This window comes from Pseudomonas sp. GW823-FHT06E10, assembly GCF_058794995.1.
The window spans coordinates 45,199-59,365 of sequence record NZ_JBXAHJ010000016.1; the positions used below are offsets into that span (position 1 = coordinate 45,199).

At 58.7% G+C, this 14,167-nt stretch carries 12 protein-coding genes; 7 read left to right on the forward strand and 5 right to left on the reverse strand.

Annotated elements, in window-relative coordinates; genetic code table 11:
- Nucleotides 1-48: 48 nt before the first annotated feature.
- The gene (gene ilvD, locus AC1Q6Y_RS22985; RefSeq protein WP_492625215.1) at nt 49-1,731 is read right to left on the reverse strand and encodes a dihydroxy-acid dehydratase; all 1,683 of its coding nucleotides are present in this window, start codon (nt 1,729-1,731) and stop codon (nt 49-51) included.
- Nucleotides 1,732-2,122: 391 nt separating this feature from the next.
- Here ilvD and mqo point away from each other — a divergent pair, with 391 nt between their 5' ends.
- The 3 genes from mqo (at nt 2,123) to sorB (ending at nt 6,314) form a co-directional block, all read left to right on the forward strand.
- Entirely contained in the window at nt 2,123-3,769 is a 1,647-nt protein-coding gene (gene mqo, locus AC1Q6Y_RS22990; protein WP_150815240.1) for a malate dehydrogenase (quinone), read from the forward strand.
- 636 nt (nt 3,770-4,405) lie between these two features.
- Nucleotides 4,406-5,665 (forward strand): SorA family sulfite dehydrogenase catalytic subunit, encoded by a 1,260-nt coding sequence (gene sorA, locus AC1Q6Y_RS22995; protein WP_492625216.1) that lies wholly within the window; start codon nt 4,406-4,408, stop codon nt 5,663-5,665.
- A 10-nt stretch (nt 5,666-5,675) separates the two neighbouring features.
- On the forward strand, nt 5,676-6,314 hold the full coding sequence (gene sorB / locus AC1Q6Y_RS23000; protein ID WP_492625217.1) for a SorB family sulfite dehydrogenase c-type cytochrome subunit: 639 nt from the start codon (nt 5,676-5,678) through the stop codon (nt 6,312-6,314).
- Between the two features lie 75 nt (nt 6,315-6,389).
- Here sorB and AC1Q6Y_RS23005 read toward each other — a convergent pair whose 3' ends face one another.
- Both AC1Q6Y_RS23005 and AC1Q6Y_RS23010 read right to left on the reverse strand, forming a co-directional pair.
- On the reverse strand, nt 6,390-7,196 hold the full coding sequence (locus AC1Q6Y_RS23005; protein ID WP_218498382.1) for a glycosyltransferase family 2 protein: 807 nt from the start codon (nt 7,194-7,196) through the stop codon (nt 6,390-6,392).
- A gap of 90 nt (nt 7,197-7,286) precedes the next feature.
- A complete protein-coding gene (locus tag AC1Q6Y_RS23010; RefSeq protein WP_492625218.1) occupies nt 7,287-7,919 on the reverse strand; it encodes a dihydrofolate reductase family protein in 633 nt (210 codons plus the stop codon).
- Nucleotides 7,920-8,186: 267 nt separating this feature from the next.
- On the opposite strand from AC1Q6Y_RS23010, the gene AC1Q6Y_RS23015 reads away from it, so the two are divergent.
- The 4 genes from AC1Q6Y_RS23015 (at nt 8,187) to AC1Q6Y_RS23030 (ending at nt 12,331) form a co-directional block, all read left to right on the forward strand.
- Nucleotides 8,187-8,759 carry a hypothetical protein gene (locus AC1Q6Y_RS23015; RefSeq protein ID WP_218498384.1) on the forward strand — a complete coding sequence of 191 codons (573 nt, stop codon included), beginning with the start codon at nt 8,187-8,189 and terminating at the stop codon, nt 8,757-8,759.
- 219 nt (nt 8,760-8,978) lie between these two features.
- Nucleotides 8,979-9,821, forward strand: a complete 843-nt coding sequence (locus AC1Q6Y_RS23020; protein WP_492625219.1) for a DUF6502 family protein — start codon at nt 8,979-8,981, stop codon at nt 9,819-9,821.
- Nucleotides 9,818-11,479 carry a DUF5666 domain-containing protein gene (locus tag AC1Q6Y_RS23025; protein ID WP_492625220.1) on the forward strand — a complete coding sequence of 554 codons (1,662 nt, stop codon included), beginning with the start codon at nt 9,818-9,820 and terminating at the stop codon, nt 11,477-11,479. Before AC1Q6Y_RS23020 ends, AC1Q6Y_RS23025 begins: the two co-directional genes overlap by 4 nt.
- Before the next feature lie 102 nt (nt 11,480-11,581).
- On the forward strand, nt 11,582-12,331 hold the full coding sequence (locus AC1Q6Y_RS23030; protein WP_057715372.1) for a hypothetical protein: 750 nt from the start codon (nt 11,582-11,584) through the stop codon (nt 12,329-12,331).
- Between the two features lie 92 nt (nt 12,332-12,423).
- Here the strand turns inward: AC1Q6Y_RS23030 and AC1Q6Y_RS23035 are convergent, their stop codons facing one another.
- Entirely contained in the window at nt 12,424-13,227 is an 804-nt protein-coding gene (locus AC1Q6Y_RS23035; protein ID WP_057715371.1) for a 2OG-Fe(II) oxygenase, read from the reverse strand.
- A gap of 83 nt (nt 13,228-13,310) precedes the next feature.
- Nucleotides 13,311-14,120 (reverse strand): glycosyltransferase, encoded by an 810-nt coding sequence (locus AC1Q6Y_RS23040; protein WP_057715370.1) that lies wholly within the window; start codon nt 14,118-14,120, stop codon nt 13,311-13,313.
- Between the last annotated feature and the right edge of the window lie 47 nt (nt 14,121-14,167).

A 14,167-nucleotide genomic window follows, 5' to 3' on the forward strand; every position in this document is an offset into this window, starting at 1 on the left:
CGAGCTTGCTCGCGATGGCAATAGCCCAGAAAACGCAGGACCAGCGGCCTAAAGATACTTATCCGTCACAGCCCCCTCCGAAGCACTGGAAACCGTCTTCGCATACTTGGCCAACACCCCGCGTGTGTACTTGGATGGCGGCCGCACCCAGCGCGACTTGCGCTCGGCCAGCACGGCATCGGAGACATCCACCGTGATCAGCCGGGTTTCAGCATCGATGATGATCCTGTCGCCATTCTCGACCAGTGCAATCGGTCCGCCCTCAAAGGCTTCCGGCGTGATGTGACCGACCACGAAACCGTGGGAACCGCCGGAAAAACGCCCGTCGGTGATCAGCGCAACCTCCTTGCCCAGGCCCTTGCCCATGACCGCCGACGTCGGCGAGAGCATTTCGCGCATGCCCGGGCCACCCTTTGGCCCTTCGTAGCGGATCACGATCACTTCGCCGGGCTGGACTTCGCCATTGAGAATGCCGGCCAGTGCACCTTCTTCGCCGTGATAGACCCGGGCCGTGCCTTCGAAGCGCAGGCCTTCCTTGCCGGTGATCTTGGCCACGGCGCCGGTGGGCGAGAGGTTGCCGCGCAGAATGACCAGGTGGGAGTCCTTTTTGATCGGCTGGTCGAAAGGCCGGATCACGTCCTGGCCGGCCGGGTAGTCGGGTACGTTGGCCAGGTTTTCCGCCAGGGTCTGGCCGGTGACGGTCAGCACATCGCCGTGCAGCATGCCGGCATCGAGCATGCGCTTCATCAGCGGTTGAATGCCGCCGATGGCCACCAGTTCGCTCATCATGTATTTGCCACTGGGGCGCAGGTCGGCGACCACCGGGGAAACCTTGCCCAGCTCGACGAAGTCATCCAGGGTCAGTTCGACATCCACCGCATTGGCCATGGCCAGCAGATGCAGCACGGCGTTGGTCGAGCCGGCGAGGGCGATCACCACGCGAATGGCGTTCTCGAAGGCTTTGCGGGTCATGATGTCGCGAGGCTTGAGGTCGAGCTTGAGCAGCTCCATGACCTGCTGGCCGGCGCGGAAACTGTCCGAGGCCTTGTCGGCGCCGATGGCGTCCTGGGAGCTGGAACCGGGCAGGCTCATGCCCAAGGCTTCAATGGCCGAGGCCATGGTGTTGGCGGTGTACATCCCGCCACAGGAACCGGGACCGGGAATCGCCACTTCCTCGATCTGCTTGACCTGAATCTCGCTGATGTCGCCCCGCGCGTGTTGGCCCACGGCCTCGAACACGGAAATGATGTCGGTGTGGCCAGCCCCCGGCTGGATGGTGCCGCCATAGACAAAGATCGAAGGTCGGTTCAGCCGCGCCATGCCGATCAGGCACCCCGGCATGTTCTTGTCGCAGCCGCCGATGGTCACCAGGCCGTCGAAACCTTCGCAACCGGTGACCACTTCGATGGAGTCGGCGATCACCTCGCGGGACACCAGCGAATACTTCATGCCTTCGGTGCCGTTGGCGATGCCGTCGGAAATGGTGATGGTGTTGAAGATCACGCCCTTGGCACCGGCGGCATTCGCGCCTTTTTCGGCTTCGAGCGCCAGCTTGTCGATGTGCATGTTGCAGGGCGTGACCATGGCCCAGGTCGAGGCGATGCCGATCTGCGGCTTCGTGAAGTCTGCATCGGTAAAGCCCACGGCCCGCAGCATCGCGCGTGCCGGTGCGGCCTCTACGCCGTCGATTACCTGAGAGGAGTACTTGCGCAGATCGTCTTTGTCGCTCATGACTGCTCCTATTGCTGATGGCTGTTGCTCACACATTCGTTGAGAAAAACAGGATGAGTATAGAAGGCCGGGCTCCCGGGCCCGGGCTAACCGGTCGGGAACAGACGCGCGGGTAAGCCTTGTCGTGATATTCTTCGCGACAACTTGGTTTGATCTATTCAGTTTTCCTGTCCTTGAGACGGGCGAGCAGAATCACTGTCGCTCAAGTAGCTGAAGCCAATAAAGATAAAAAGTCAGTTCAGAAGGGACATTAAAGTGGGGTCGATGCGGTTCGTCGGCCTTGTGTGCCCACCCTGCAATCCTTGAGTGCCGCACCCGTGACTGCCGTGAAACACGGGGCTGTGCGCATGAGGATGGAAGGGCGGATGGCGTTTTATCATAGGTGCTACAGATGTTTAAGAAAGTGAACACAGCCCTGCTGGGGCTGGCCTTGTCGTTGGGGATGACGACAGCCCAGGCCGAAGAAGCCAAGAAAGTCGACGTACTGCTGATCGGCGGCGGCATCATGAGCGCGACCCTGGGTGTGTGGCTCAATGAGCTGGAACCCGGCACTTCGATGGAAATGATCGAGCGCCTCGACGGCGTCGCCCAGGAAAGCTCCAACGGCTGGAACAACGCCGGTACCGGTCACTCCGCCCTGGCCGAGCTGAACTACACCCCTGAAGACGAGAACGGCAAGGTTTCGATCCCGAAGGCCGTTGAAATCAACGAAGCGTTCCAGATCTCCCGTCAGTTCTGGGCCTGGCAGGTTCAGCAAGGCGTGCTGAAGAACCCGCGTTCGTTCATCAACTCCACACCGCACATGAGCTTCGTGTGGGGCGATGACAACATCAAGTTCCTGAAAAAACGCTACGAAGCCCTGCAAGCGAGCCCGCTGTTCGCCGGCATGCAGTACTCCGAAGACCCGGCTGTGATCAAAAAGTGGGTGCCGCTGATGATGGAAGGGCGTGACCCGAGCCAGAAGATCGCGGCCACCTGGAGCCCGCTGGGTACCGACGTGAACTTCGGCGAAATCACCCGCCAGTTCGTTGCGCACCTGCAAACCACGCCGAAGTTCGACTTGAAGCTGTCCAGCGAAGTACAGGACATCACCCGGAACGAAGACGGCAGCTGGCGTGTCAGCTACAAAAACCTGAAAGACGGCAGCAAGACCGAAACCGACGCCAAGTTCGTGTTCATCGGCGCCGGCGGCGGTGCCCTGCACCTGCTGCAGAAGTCCGGCATTCCTGAAGCCAAGGAATACGCAGGCTTCCCGGTAGGCGGCTCGTTCCTCGTGACCGAGAACCCGACCATCGCCGAGCAACACCTGGCCAAGGCCTACGGCAAAGCCTCTGTTGGCGCTCCGCCGATGTCGGTTCCGCACCTGGACACCCGCGTGCTGGACGGCAAGCGCGTGATCCTGTTTGGCCCGTTCGCGACCTTCAGCACCAAGTTCCTGAAAGAAGGTTCGTACCTGGACCTGCTGACCACCACGACCACCCACAACGTGTGGCCAATGACCAAGGTCGGCATCAAGGAATACCCGCTGGTCGAGTACCTGGCAGGCCAGTTGATGCTGTCTGACGAAGACCGCCTCAACGCCCTGAAGGAATACTTCCCGAACGCCAAGGCTGAAGACTGGCGCCTGTGGCAGGCCGGCCAGCGCGTGCAGATCATCAAGCGTGACGAAGCCGCCGGTGGCGTGCTGAAACTGGGCACCGAAATCGTCGCTTCGCAAGACGGCAGCATCGCCGGCCTGCTGGGCGCCTCCCCAGGCGCTTCGACCGCCGCACCGATCATGCTGACCGTGCTGCAGAAAGTGTTCAAGGACAAGGTCGCGACCCCTGAGTGGCAGGCAAAACTGCACCAGATCGTGCCGAGCTACGGCACCCAACTGAACGCCAGCCCTGAGAAGGTTGCTGAAGAGTGGGCCTACACCGCCAAGGTGCTGGAACTGACTCCGCCACCAGCGGTGATTGCGCCGGCTGTGAAGCCAGTGACTGTCGATACGGATGCGAAAGCGCCGAAGGCTAATGCTGCGAGTGATATGGCTCTGTAACTAGAAGCTAAATCAAAAAAAGCCCACTGAACCGGCGACGGTCAGTGGGCTTTTTTGCTCTCGGATCCCTCGAAATACCCCTGATTCCCTGTAGGAGCGAGCCTGCTCGCGAAAAACGCCAGGACAACGCGGGCACTCAGGCAGCGCGCGTTATCGTTGACGTCCATCGCGAGCAAGCTCGCTCCTACAAACTGGCGTTTATGCAATTTGGACAGACCATTGCCTTGGCGGCAGCAGACGAGGGCAGTTTTTAGACTGATGTGAAAAAGCCCACTGAACCGGCGACGGTCAGTGGGTTTTTTTATGGGCGATGGCACAGGCAGCGCTTTGAACTCGGAGTGTCTACGCCGGCCATATCAGGAGTTCTTGTCATCAATTGTCAAGTCACTGACGCTCAATGAGAAGCAGTCAGTTTGGCCCTGACGATACTGGTTTGTTTTCCGACCTCGGTAAGGCGAAACCGTAAGCCTGATACCTCTCCGCCCTGGCGGGAATTTGTAGGAGCGAGCTGGCTCGCGATGGACTCAAGTGCGCTGCGTTTAGTCAGTAAGCACGCGTTTTCGTTAACGATCATCGCGAGCAAGCTCGCTCCCACAATCAGTTGCATCTCAATAAAACAATCATAGAGAGCGCAGAATGAAGTTCAGTTTTGTAGACAGCAGCCAGCCGAGCCGCCGGCGGGTTTTACGCGATGCTTTCACTTTGGCTTTGGCGGCGTCGCCGTTGGCAAGCCTGGCCAGGGCAGCCGACGAATCCGCAGCGGCCAGCGAATCCGTCGAAGACGTGACCTTTGCCGCAGGCCCACGACCGCTGGTGCAATACCCGCAAAAACGCCCGTTGACCCTGGTGACCACTCGGCCGCCGCATCTGGAGACGCCGTTCCCGGTGTTCAATGAAGGGCCGATCACGCCCAATGACGCCTTTTTCGTGCGTTACCACCTGGCCAATTTCCCTACCAGCATCGATCCGGACAGCTACCGCCTGACGATCAAGGGCTCGGTCGACACGCCGCTGTCGCTTTCCCTTGCCGAGCTCAAGGCCCTTGCCGCCCCGGTGGAAGTGGTGGCCGTCAATCAGTGTTCGGGTAACAGCCGTGGCTTCTCGATGCCTCGGGTGTTCGGCGCGCAGTTGGGTAATGGCTCCATGGGCAATGCGCGGTGGGTGGGGGTACCGCTCAAGGCGGTGCTGGAAAAGGCCGGTGTGAAAGCCGGTGCCGCGCAGGTGACTTTCCGTGGGCTGGACAAACCGGTGCTGCCGAGCACGCCGGAGTTCATCAAGGCGCTGGACATCAGCCATGCCATGGACGGCGAGCCGATGATCGCCTGGTCGATGAATGGCACCGACCTGCCATTTCTCAACGGATACCCGATTCGTCTGGTGGTGCCAGGCTACTTCGGCACGTACTGGGTCAAGCACCTGAGTGAGATCGAAGTCGTCGACCACACCTACGACGGTTTCTTCATGGCCAAGGGTTACCGGGTTCCGGATAACGATTGCTTCTGCATTGCCCCAGGCACCACGGCGGCGAAAACCCAGCCGATTTCCAGATTGCCGGTCCGCAGTTTCATCACCAGTGTTAAACACGGCGATGTATTGCCGCTGAACAAAAGCGTGGTGCTCAAGGGCATCGCGTTCGACGGTGGCTTTGGGGTCAACAAGGTGGAGGTGTCGATCGACGGCGGAAAAACCTGGCGTGAATCCACGCTCGGGCAGGACCTTGGCCGTTACTCCTTCCGTGAGTGGACGCTGCCGATCACCTTTACCGGCAAGGGCGCCACACCGTTGATGGTGCGGGCCAGCAACAGTGCTGGCGAGACGCAACCGCTGCAGGCCGACTGGAACCCAGCGGGCTACCGCCGCCACGTCGTCGAAACCACCCACGTGACCGTCGCCTGAGGAGGGCCGCATGAAACTTGTGAAATGCATGACCGCCTTGCTCTGCGCGGCTCAGGTTTGTCTGGCGACCCTGGCTGGCGCCGCACCGCTGACCATCACGCTGCCGCCTGAAACGGCTGCGTTCAAGCCCAGCACGATGCCTGGCTACGCTTTGGCGCAGCAGAAGTGTTCCGTCTGCCATTCGGCCGACTACATCAACTTCCAGCCGCCTGGTATGAGCCTGGCGCAGTGGACCGCTGAAGCGGGCAAGATGCAGCACGTGTACGGTGCCCCGATCAGCGACCGGGATGTGAGTGTTATCGGCGCTTACCTGGCGGTGACCTACGGCAGTGCGAAGGCCAATGATGCCGATGTTCTGGCGGCCTCGAGCGCCCCGGTGGTGGCTGGGGCTGGGGCAAAAGTCGATGCCAAGGTCTTGCTGCAGAACAACGCCTGTCTGTCCTGCCACGCGACCGATCACAAGGTGGTAGGCCCGGCCTACCGCGATGTGGCGGCCAAATATGCCAAGGACCCGCAGGCAATGGACAGGCTTATGTCCAGCATCCAGCACGGCGGCAGCGGAAAGTGGGGGGATGTGCCTATGCCGCCGTTCGCGCAGTTGAGCCCGGACGACCTGAAAAGCCTGGCGACTTTTATCCTGCAGCAGTAGGTCAGTCTCAGCCTGCTGCGAAAAGCCCACTGAACCGGCGACGGTCAGCGGGCTTTCTTGTGGGCGCTGGTTTATTCAAGACATCGAGGAGTGGGTTGCACTGAAGCGCTTGAGAATGTCCTGGTACATTTTCGTCCGTCGATGACCTTGGCCATATCCGCCCGCAGCAGCGACGGTGCCAGACTGGACGTGGTCCAGGTACTTGAAGATTTTGCCGGGCGAAAGGAACACGACTTTGTAGCCAAGCCTGATCACGCGGTCTTGCAGCTCATAACCGGGCACGCGGTCATCGATCTGAAAATGCAAACCCTGCTGCTTCATCAGCCTGCCATTCCATAGCGTGCAAAAGCTTTTCAAGTGGGTTTCCTTGTAGGGCTTCGGGTCCTTCGAGCGCAGGCCGAGCGATTGCTTCAGGCGTCGGTAGTGGTGCTTGATCAGGCGTGAAGTGAAGCGCCAAACGGTCCTTGGCAGTCCGCGGTTGAGTTGCTCCGTGCAACCGACCGCGATGACGTTTTGATCCTTGGTGCAGTGGTCCATCATCATCGCAAAGACGTTTGCATCGAAGACGAACGTGTCGGTGTGCATCAGGAACAGGTAGTCGGTATTGACCCTGGCCAGCGCCATGTCCAGCGCTTTGCCATGGGCGATGTGCCCCGGTTCTTTGGTGGGGGCATCGCGTTCGATCAGGTTGATCCAGTCGAGCGAGCGCAAATACTCGACGCTGGCGTCCGCCGAACCGTTATCGACCACCCAGACCGCAATGCCTGATTTTTGGACATGCTCCTGCAACAGTTCCAGGCAGATCCTGGTGAGCTCCGGGGTTTTGTAATTGACCAGAACGATGCTGAACGGTGGCTTGGCGTTTGTATCGACACTACCCATCTTCGAAATGCTCGACTACCCGAAAGTGTCGAAGACTAAAGGGGCAACCTTAGCCCAAGCTTAATTTCACCTGGGCGACACAGATGCGGGCTATCGCTGCCTGACGCCTTCGAACGAACCTGTGCGTACTTCGCCACTGCGGATGTAGCGGGCGATCAGCACGCCCCCGGGTGAGCTGATCGAATTCACCAGGGTGAAGGCAGACGCTTGTGCGTTGTCGTCGAACAGGCGCTTGCCGCGCCCCAGCAGGATGGGATGAATCATCAGCCGCAGCTCGTCCACCAGGCCGGCGGCAAGCAGTTGGCGCACCAGATCGCCGCTGCCTTGGGTCAGTAGCTGAGGACCGTCCTGGTGTTTAAGCGCGTTGATCGCGTCGACCAGGTTGCCCTTCAGCGCATGACTGTTGTGCCAGGCCAGCGAGTCGGCGCGATGGGTGGCCACATGCTTGGGGACGGCGTTGAACAGGTCAGCGATGGTGTGATGGGTTGAATCGGCCTGAATGTTCGGCCAATAGGCGGCGAAGATGTCGTAGGTGCGACGCCCCAGCAGCAACTCGAATGGCTGTGAAAACAGGTCCATTACGGCCTGGCCGGTGGTTTTGTCGGCGTAGGGCACGATCCAGCCACCGAAGCGGAATCCGCTACTGGAATCCTCTTCGGGCCCGCCAGGCGCTTGCATGACGCCGTCCAGACTCACGAATGCGGCAACGGTCAGTGTGCGCATGCTCTTCTCCTGATTCATTCCGGTTTAAGCGTTTAGACAGGGAAGTCTGCAATTCCTTGAGACCGTTCCCTGAAAGGTAGTCGAACCAGACGCTGTGAGATCGACAACAAAGTGCGCGGCCCATATACGACGAAGGTCGTATGGTGGTCTGTGTGGGTGCGTGTTAGCGAGGATTTGTCTTGAAGGTGCAATTGCAAATTTGTATCATTCGGTTTCAATTCAGCGAAGCAGGGAACGCAGCGCCAAAACAATAATAAGGTCAAGGCAATGCTCAAAATGCTTCTCGTGTACGGTCATCTGCTCGCTACGTGTATTGCCCTGGGGAGGGTGTTGCAGGCGGATCACAAGCTTTGGAGTTGGCGCAAGGAAGTACTGGACCAGGCGAGGCTTGAATACCTCGATGAAACTCAGAAGATCGTCAGCCTTGCACTGCTGGCCCTTTGGGCAAGTGGACTGTTGCTGGTGCTTCAGGGTTACCTCAATGAAGGCGACGCGTATCTGCTCAATCAGAAACTCTGGGCCAAGGTGACGGTCGTCGCGCTGCTGAGCCTCAACGGTGCACTCTTGCATCGAGTCGGCTTCCCGCTGCTGCAAAAGGCTCCATTCGTCGCACTGCGCAGTGCAGGCCGCACGCGGCTCGCCTTGTTGGGTGCGCTTTCCATGAGCGGTTGGCTATTCGCCGCTTTCCTGGGCGTGGCTCGAGCCTGGAATCACGTGTTGCCTTACCTGCATGTGATGGGCGCATTCGTCGCATTCTCGTTGCTGGCCTGTTGCGTGGCACTGGCAGTTGCCGGCAGGGCGGGCAGTGTCGATGCGCCAAAATCCTCGGTACCGGGGTAGCGATCAGCACGGCGTATTTCATACCTGTAAATTCGGGTCAGCTTCATTGCGCGGGAAAAGTTCCCGCGCATAAAATTCAGGCGAAGCTGTAAGTCTGACGAATTGCTCCCAAGCTGCTCCCGGATAGCAACGGGTATTGCGTTGGCACGGCTCTCGGTAAATTCATGGGATTATTTCCCACGCGGCTATACTGGGGTTATCTACCCAGGAATTCGCTGAATGCAATCGTCAACGCTGCCCACCTCGCTCCTCAAAGCCTTGCGGCATGTCATGCAGCCGCTGGTGCGCCTGATGCTGCGCAAAGGCGTCACCTACCTGGTGTTTGCCGACCTGCTCAAGGAGGTTTTCGTCGAAGTGGCGGACCGTGAGTTCCGCCTGGGCGAGAAGGCACCGACCGACAGCCGCATCAGCCTACTCACCGGTGTGCACCGCAAGGATGTACGGCGCTTGCGCAATACCGCTGATCCGGCTGCTTCCACGCTTCCGGAAAACATCACGTTCGGTGCGCAATTGGTCAACGCCTGGGCCAGCGCGCCCTTCTGCAACGACGCCGGCCAGCCACTGCCGTTGCCTCGATTGGCCAGTGTCGGCGGCGACCGCTCCTTTGACGCCTTGGTGGCGAAGGTCAGTACCGATATCAGGGCACGGGTGGTGCTGGACGAGTGGCTGCGCCTGGGGGTCGTGCGCCTTGACGAACAAGAGCGCGTGCACCTTGAAGCCCAGGCCTTCGTGCCGCAAAAGGGCTTCGATGAGAAAGCGGCTTATCTGGGGCACAATCTGCACGATCATGCCTGCGCTGCGGTTCACAACCTGAGCAGCGAAGCCCCGGCCTTTTTTGAACGCAGCGTCCACTATGACGCACTGGCCCCGATGAGCGTCGAGGCGTTACGCGAAGCCGTGGCCAGCGAGGGAATGCAGGCCCTGTTGAGCTTCAACCGACTCGCTGCCGAACTGGAGTTCCGGGACCTGCCCAGCCTTGAACCGCGCCAGCGCATCACAGTCGGCTTGTACTTCTACACTGAAGCTTCCGATCCCAATTCGCCAACAGCCCCTGAACCATGACCGTCAAATTGCGCCTGATTCGTGCAGTCGCCCTCGTTCTGGGCCTCGGGCTTGCAAGTGTGTTGCAAGCCGCCCCAGCCTGTGTCAGCCAGAATGATGCGGGCACCAGCGAAGTGCCGGTCATCGAGGCACCTGGTGGCACCGGCGGCACGGGCGCAGCACCTGGCGGCATGGGCGGTACCGGCATCGACACCGACAACGGCGGGATCGGTGGTACCGGCGTACCACTGAAAAAGAGCCCTGGCGGCATTGGCGGCACCGGTGCCGTTGCAGGCGGAGTGGGTGGCACGGGCATCAGCAACGATAACGGAGGAATCGGTGGCACCGGCATTGTCGGCACCATCACCGGGTTCGCCTCGATCTGCGTCAATGGTGTGGAAGTGCACTTCAACAAAAACGTTCCTGTCAGCGAGAACGGCATCGCCAGCTCCAGTGCCCGCCTGGCGGTAGGCCAAGTGATTGCCGTGGAGGCGTTCAACTCCCGGCGCGGTCTGGAGGCCGGGCGCATTTCTATACTGCACGCCTACGAAGGCCCTTTGACAGCCCTGCCGCGCGACTCCATGCCGATGCGCGTCATGGGGCAACCGGTACGCCTGGCCAACGGTGCCCAGGTCGCTGCCGGCCTGCGTCCGGGGGATCCCGTGCGGGTCAGCGGGCTGCGCGATGCTCGTGGCGAAGTGGTGGCCAGTCGCATCGATCGGGCGCCCGGCCTCAAGGAGGCCAGTGCCATCGGCCCGGTGGATCGCAGTGGCTATCTCCAGGGGCTCAAGCTCAGCAATTACCCAGGCCCGGCGCAGGAAATGCTGGTGCGCGGCCATTGGTCCGGCCGCGAGCTGGACGTGAACCAAAGCCGCCCCGATCCGAGCCTGCCTTTCATTGGCCGGGCACACAATGCGGTGATCGAGGGTCTGGTACAGGGCCGGCAGGACCGCCATTTGGTGGTGGGCGGCATTAATGTGACGCTGGCGCACGACACCGTGTTTGTCGGTGTGCAGGCTTCGGAGCTGGCGCTGGATCGACGGGTGCGGATCAACGGCGTGTTCACCGGCGCGCGGGAGGTGCAGGCAACGCGTATTGAATTGCCCCGCGATCGCTCCGATTCACCAGTGAGCAACCGGCACGGACGACATGGCACCAACGAGCTAGACACCGACGACTCAAGTGGCTCGGGCAACTCGATCGACTCAAGCGGCTCGGGCAACTCGATCGACTCAAGTGGCTCCGACAACTCCGGCAACTCTGACAGCTCGGGGAGTTCAGGGAGCTCGGGCGGTGACAGGAACGGCCGCTCCGAGAGCGAAGGCCGCGTTGTCGACGATGCTCGCCACGGGGGGAGTGACAGTCATGGCGGTGGCGACAAGATTGAACGCGTGGACGTGGACGTGGATGTGGATGTGGATGTGGATGTGGACAAGTCCGGCAAGTCAGAGCGAGTCGAGAGGGTCGAGCAATCCGGCAGAATCGAGAAAGTGGAGAGGGTAGAGAAGGTAGAGAAGGTGGAGAAGGTGGAGAAAGTCGAACGTCCGGAGAAGGTCGAGAAAGTTGATCGGCCAGAAAAGGTTGAGAAGATAGACAAAGTTGATCGGCCAGAAAAAGTTGAGAAGGTCGAAAAAGTCGAGCCGGTTGAAAAAGTCGATCGCTCTGGCAAGTCGGGTTAAGCAGTGCAGTCATGATGCACTTTCGTCATAAGTAACTAGGCTGGGTAAGTCACGCAACAAATCATGCGTGTGAACTTCGATGACGTCAGACACGAGGTGAACATGGATCCCAAGCGCATCCTGCTCGTCGGTTGGCTTGCCAGCCTGGCTTTGCCGACCTTGGCCGATACCTTTACGACCTCGATCGGAACCGACTACTCACGAGGCGACTATGGCACCGGTACGACTTCCGAAACATGGTACGTCCCGCTGGTGGGCAGATATGAAACCGGCCCCATGACCTACAAGCTCACCGTGCCCTGGCTGCGCATCACCAATCCTTCGGTCGGCCCTGACGGCGAGCCGCTGCCCGGCGGCTGCGGCAAGGTGGAAAGCGGTCTGGGCGACACCGTTGCCGGTGCCGACTATGCTGTGCTGGACGGCAGCGTTGGCGGGCTGTTCGTGGACCTGATCGGCAAGGTCAAGTTGCCAACCGCCGACGAAGACGAGTGCCTGGGCACCGGCAAAACCGACTATTCCGCCCAGGTCGATGTCGCCAAAGCCTTCGGTCCTGTGACCGGGTTCGCGACCCTGGGCTGGAAAAAGTTCGGCGACCCGTCGGGCTCCGACTTCGACAACCCGATATTCGCCGGCCTGGGCTTTGCCATGCCCGTGTTCGTGCGCACCACGGCGGGCGTGTCCTACGACTGGCGGCAGAAGGTCGTTTCCACGGGTGACGAAATCAAGGAGCTGACGCTCTTCCTCACGCACAAGCTCAATCAGGAATGGAAGTTTCAGTTATATGCCGTCAAGGGCTTTTCCGACGCCAGCCCGGACGGCGAGGCCGGGCTGTTGCTCAGCCACGCTTTCTGATTCCTGGCCATTGCCTGTCAGGTAACTTCCAGCATTGATGCGTTTCACCGCCTCGACTCAGGCCCTTGCCTCACTCCCGGGCGTTTTGCAGTTCAGTTTTTCTTCTTGATCAGTTTATTGATGTAGTACTTCAGGCTCAAACGATCCTTGGGCCTTGGTTTGTAGTGGGTTTTGTTTCTTTGTGCCGGATCGATCGCCATGGTTCCCGCGGTGTAGTAATAAAGCGCAATAGACCTGCGGGTGATGTGTTCCGGAGTCGTTAAAGGCTCCGGGTGCCCATGATTGCTGTCCTTGTCTGTGTTGAAAATGACACAGCGATTGTAGATGGGCAGGACTTTTTTAAGGCAGGTCTTCATGCCGACATCCCAAAGTTCCAGGTTGCCGCCGTATTCCTCTTGCCAGTCTTCATTCAGATAAATGATGATGTTCAGTCTGCGTTCAACATTAAGTTTTTTGTTGAGCCGGAAGTCCGAGTGCACCCCCAGGAAACCACCGCTTTTTGTTTCGTGCAGACCGCCACCGGTAAAGTAGGGGTCGGGTATCAAGCCTTCGATGCCAGTGAGCTTTTCAAGAAACTGCAACATGGGGGCCGAGTTAAAGGCGTTGAAAACAGTCTTCAAATAAGGGTCGCATTCGTTGGGACTGATTTGACGTTTGCGTTGACCTTTATAGCCGCGCTCGTAGAGCATTTCGTTGTTGGTTGGCTCGACCGGGAAATGCGAGCAGATGCTCGCAATCAGGTCTTCGTGCAAGAAGTTGTCGATGACTATGTGCGGAAATGGCGTAGCCTGAACATAGCTATCGGTCAATGAGGCACCAAAGGCGCTGGCGGCATTCTGGTCGAAATCAAGCTCCGGGGACAGGGTGATAGGTAGTGCCTGAGTGATGGGTGCCATTACCGCTCCAATGACCTGATATAAAAACCTGTGGGTGACTTCACGCAGCGTTGAATGCACTGCTCGTTGCGTCTATTCGCAACTCAATTTGTTCTGTCGTCCTTGTTCAGACGCTTAAGGATGTTGTTGTACATTTTGGTTCGTCTATGATTTTTAGCATAGCCGCCAACCGCTGCAACAGTGCCGGACTGAATGTGATCCAGATAGCTGAAAATTTTACGCGGTGATAGCATTTCAACGACATAACCCAGTTCGGTCATGCGGTCCTGAAGCGTATAGCCTGGCACGCGATCATCCATCGAAAAGTGCATGTTGTGCTGTTTTACAAGTTTGCAGTTCCACAATGTGCAGAAACTTTTCAAGTAGACTTCTTTGTACGGCTTTGGTTCTCTGGAACGCAATCCCATGGAGATTTTCAGGCGTCTGAAGTGATGCTTGAATAGTCGTGAGCTATAGCGCCAGACAGTTCTGGCGGTGCCGCGGTTAATTTGCTCGACACAACCGACGGCCACGACTTTTGGGTTTTTCAAACATTTATTCAGCATCATCGGAAAAACATTCTTGTCGAAAACAAATGTATCGGTGTGCATCAGGAATAAATAATCGGTGTCAATTCGCTCGAGAACCAGGTCAAGTGCCTTGCCATGGGCAATATGGCCCGCCTCTGGTTCGGAAACAGAGCGTTCAATCAAATTGATCCAGTCAAGCGTTCGTAAGTACTCAGTGCTTTCATCGGCGGAATAGTTGTCAACCACCCATACCGGGACGCTGTTGCTGCCAAAATGCTGGTGTAATAAGTCCAGGCATATCTTGGTGATTTCAGGTGTTTTGTAATTTACTATAACTACGCTGAAGGTTTTGGAGTTTTCAGTCAGTAAATCAGGGTTGTTCATCGTTCAGGTGCTCAATGTTATTCTATTTAATTGTATGAATTAATTTG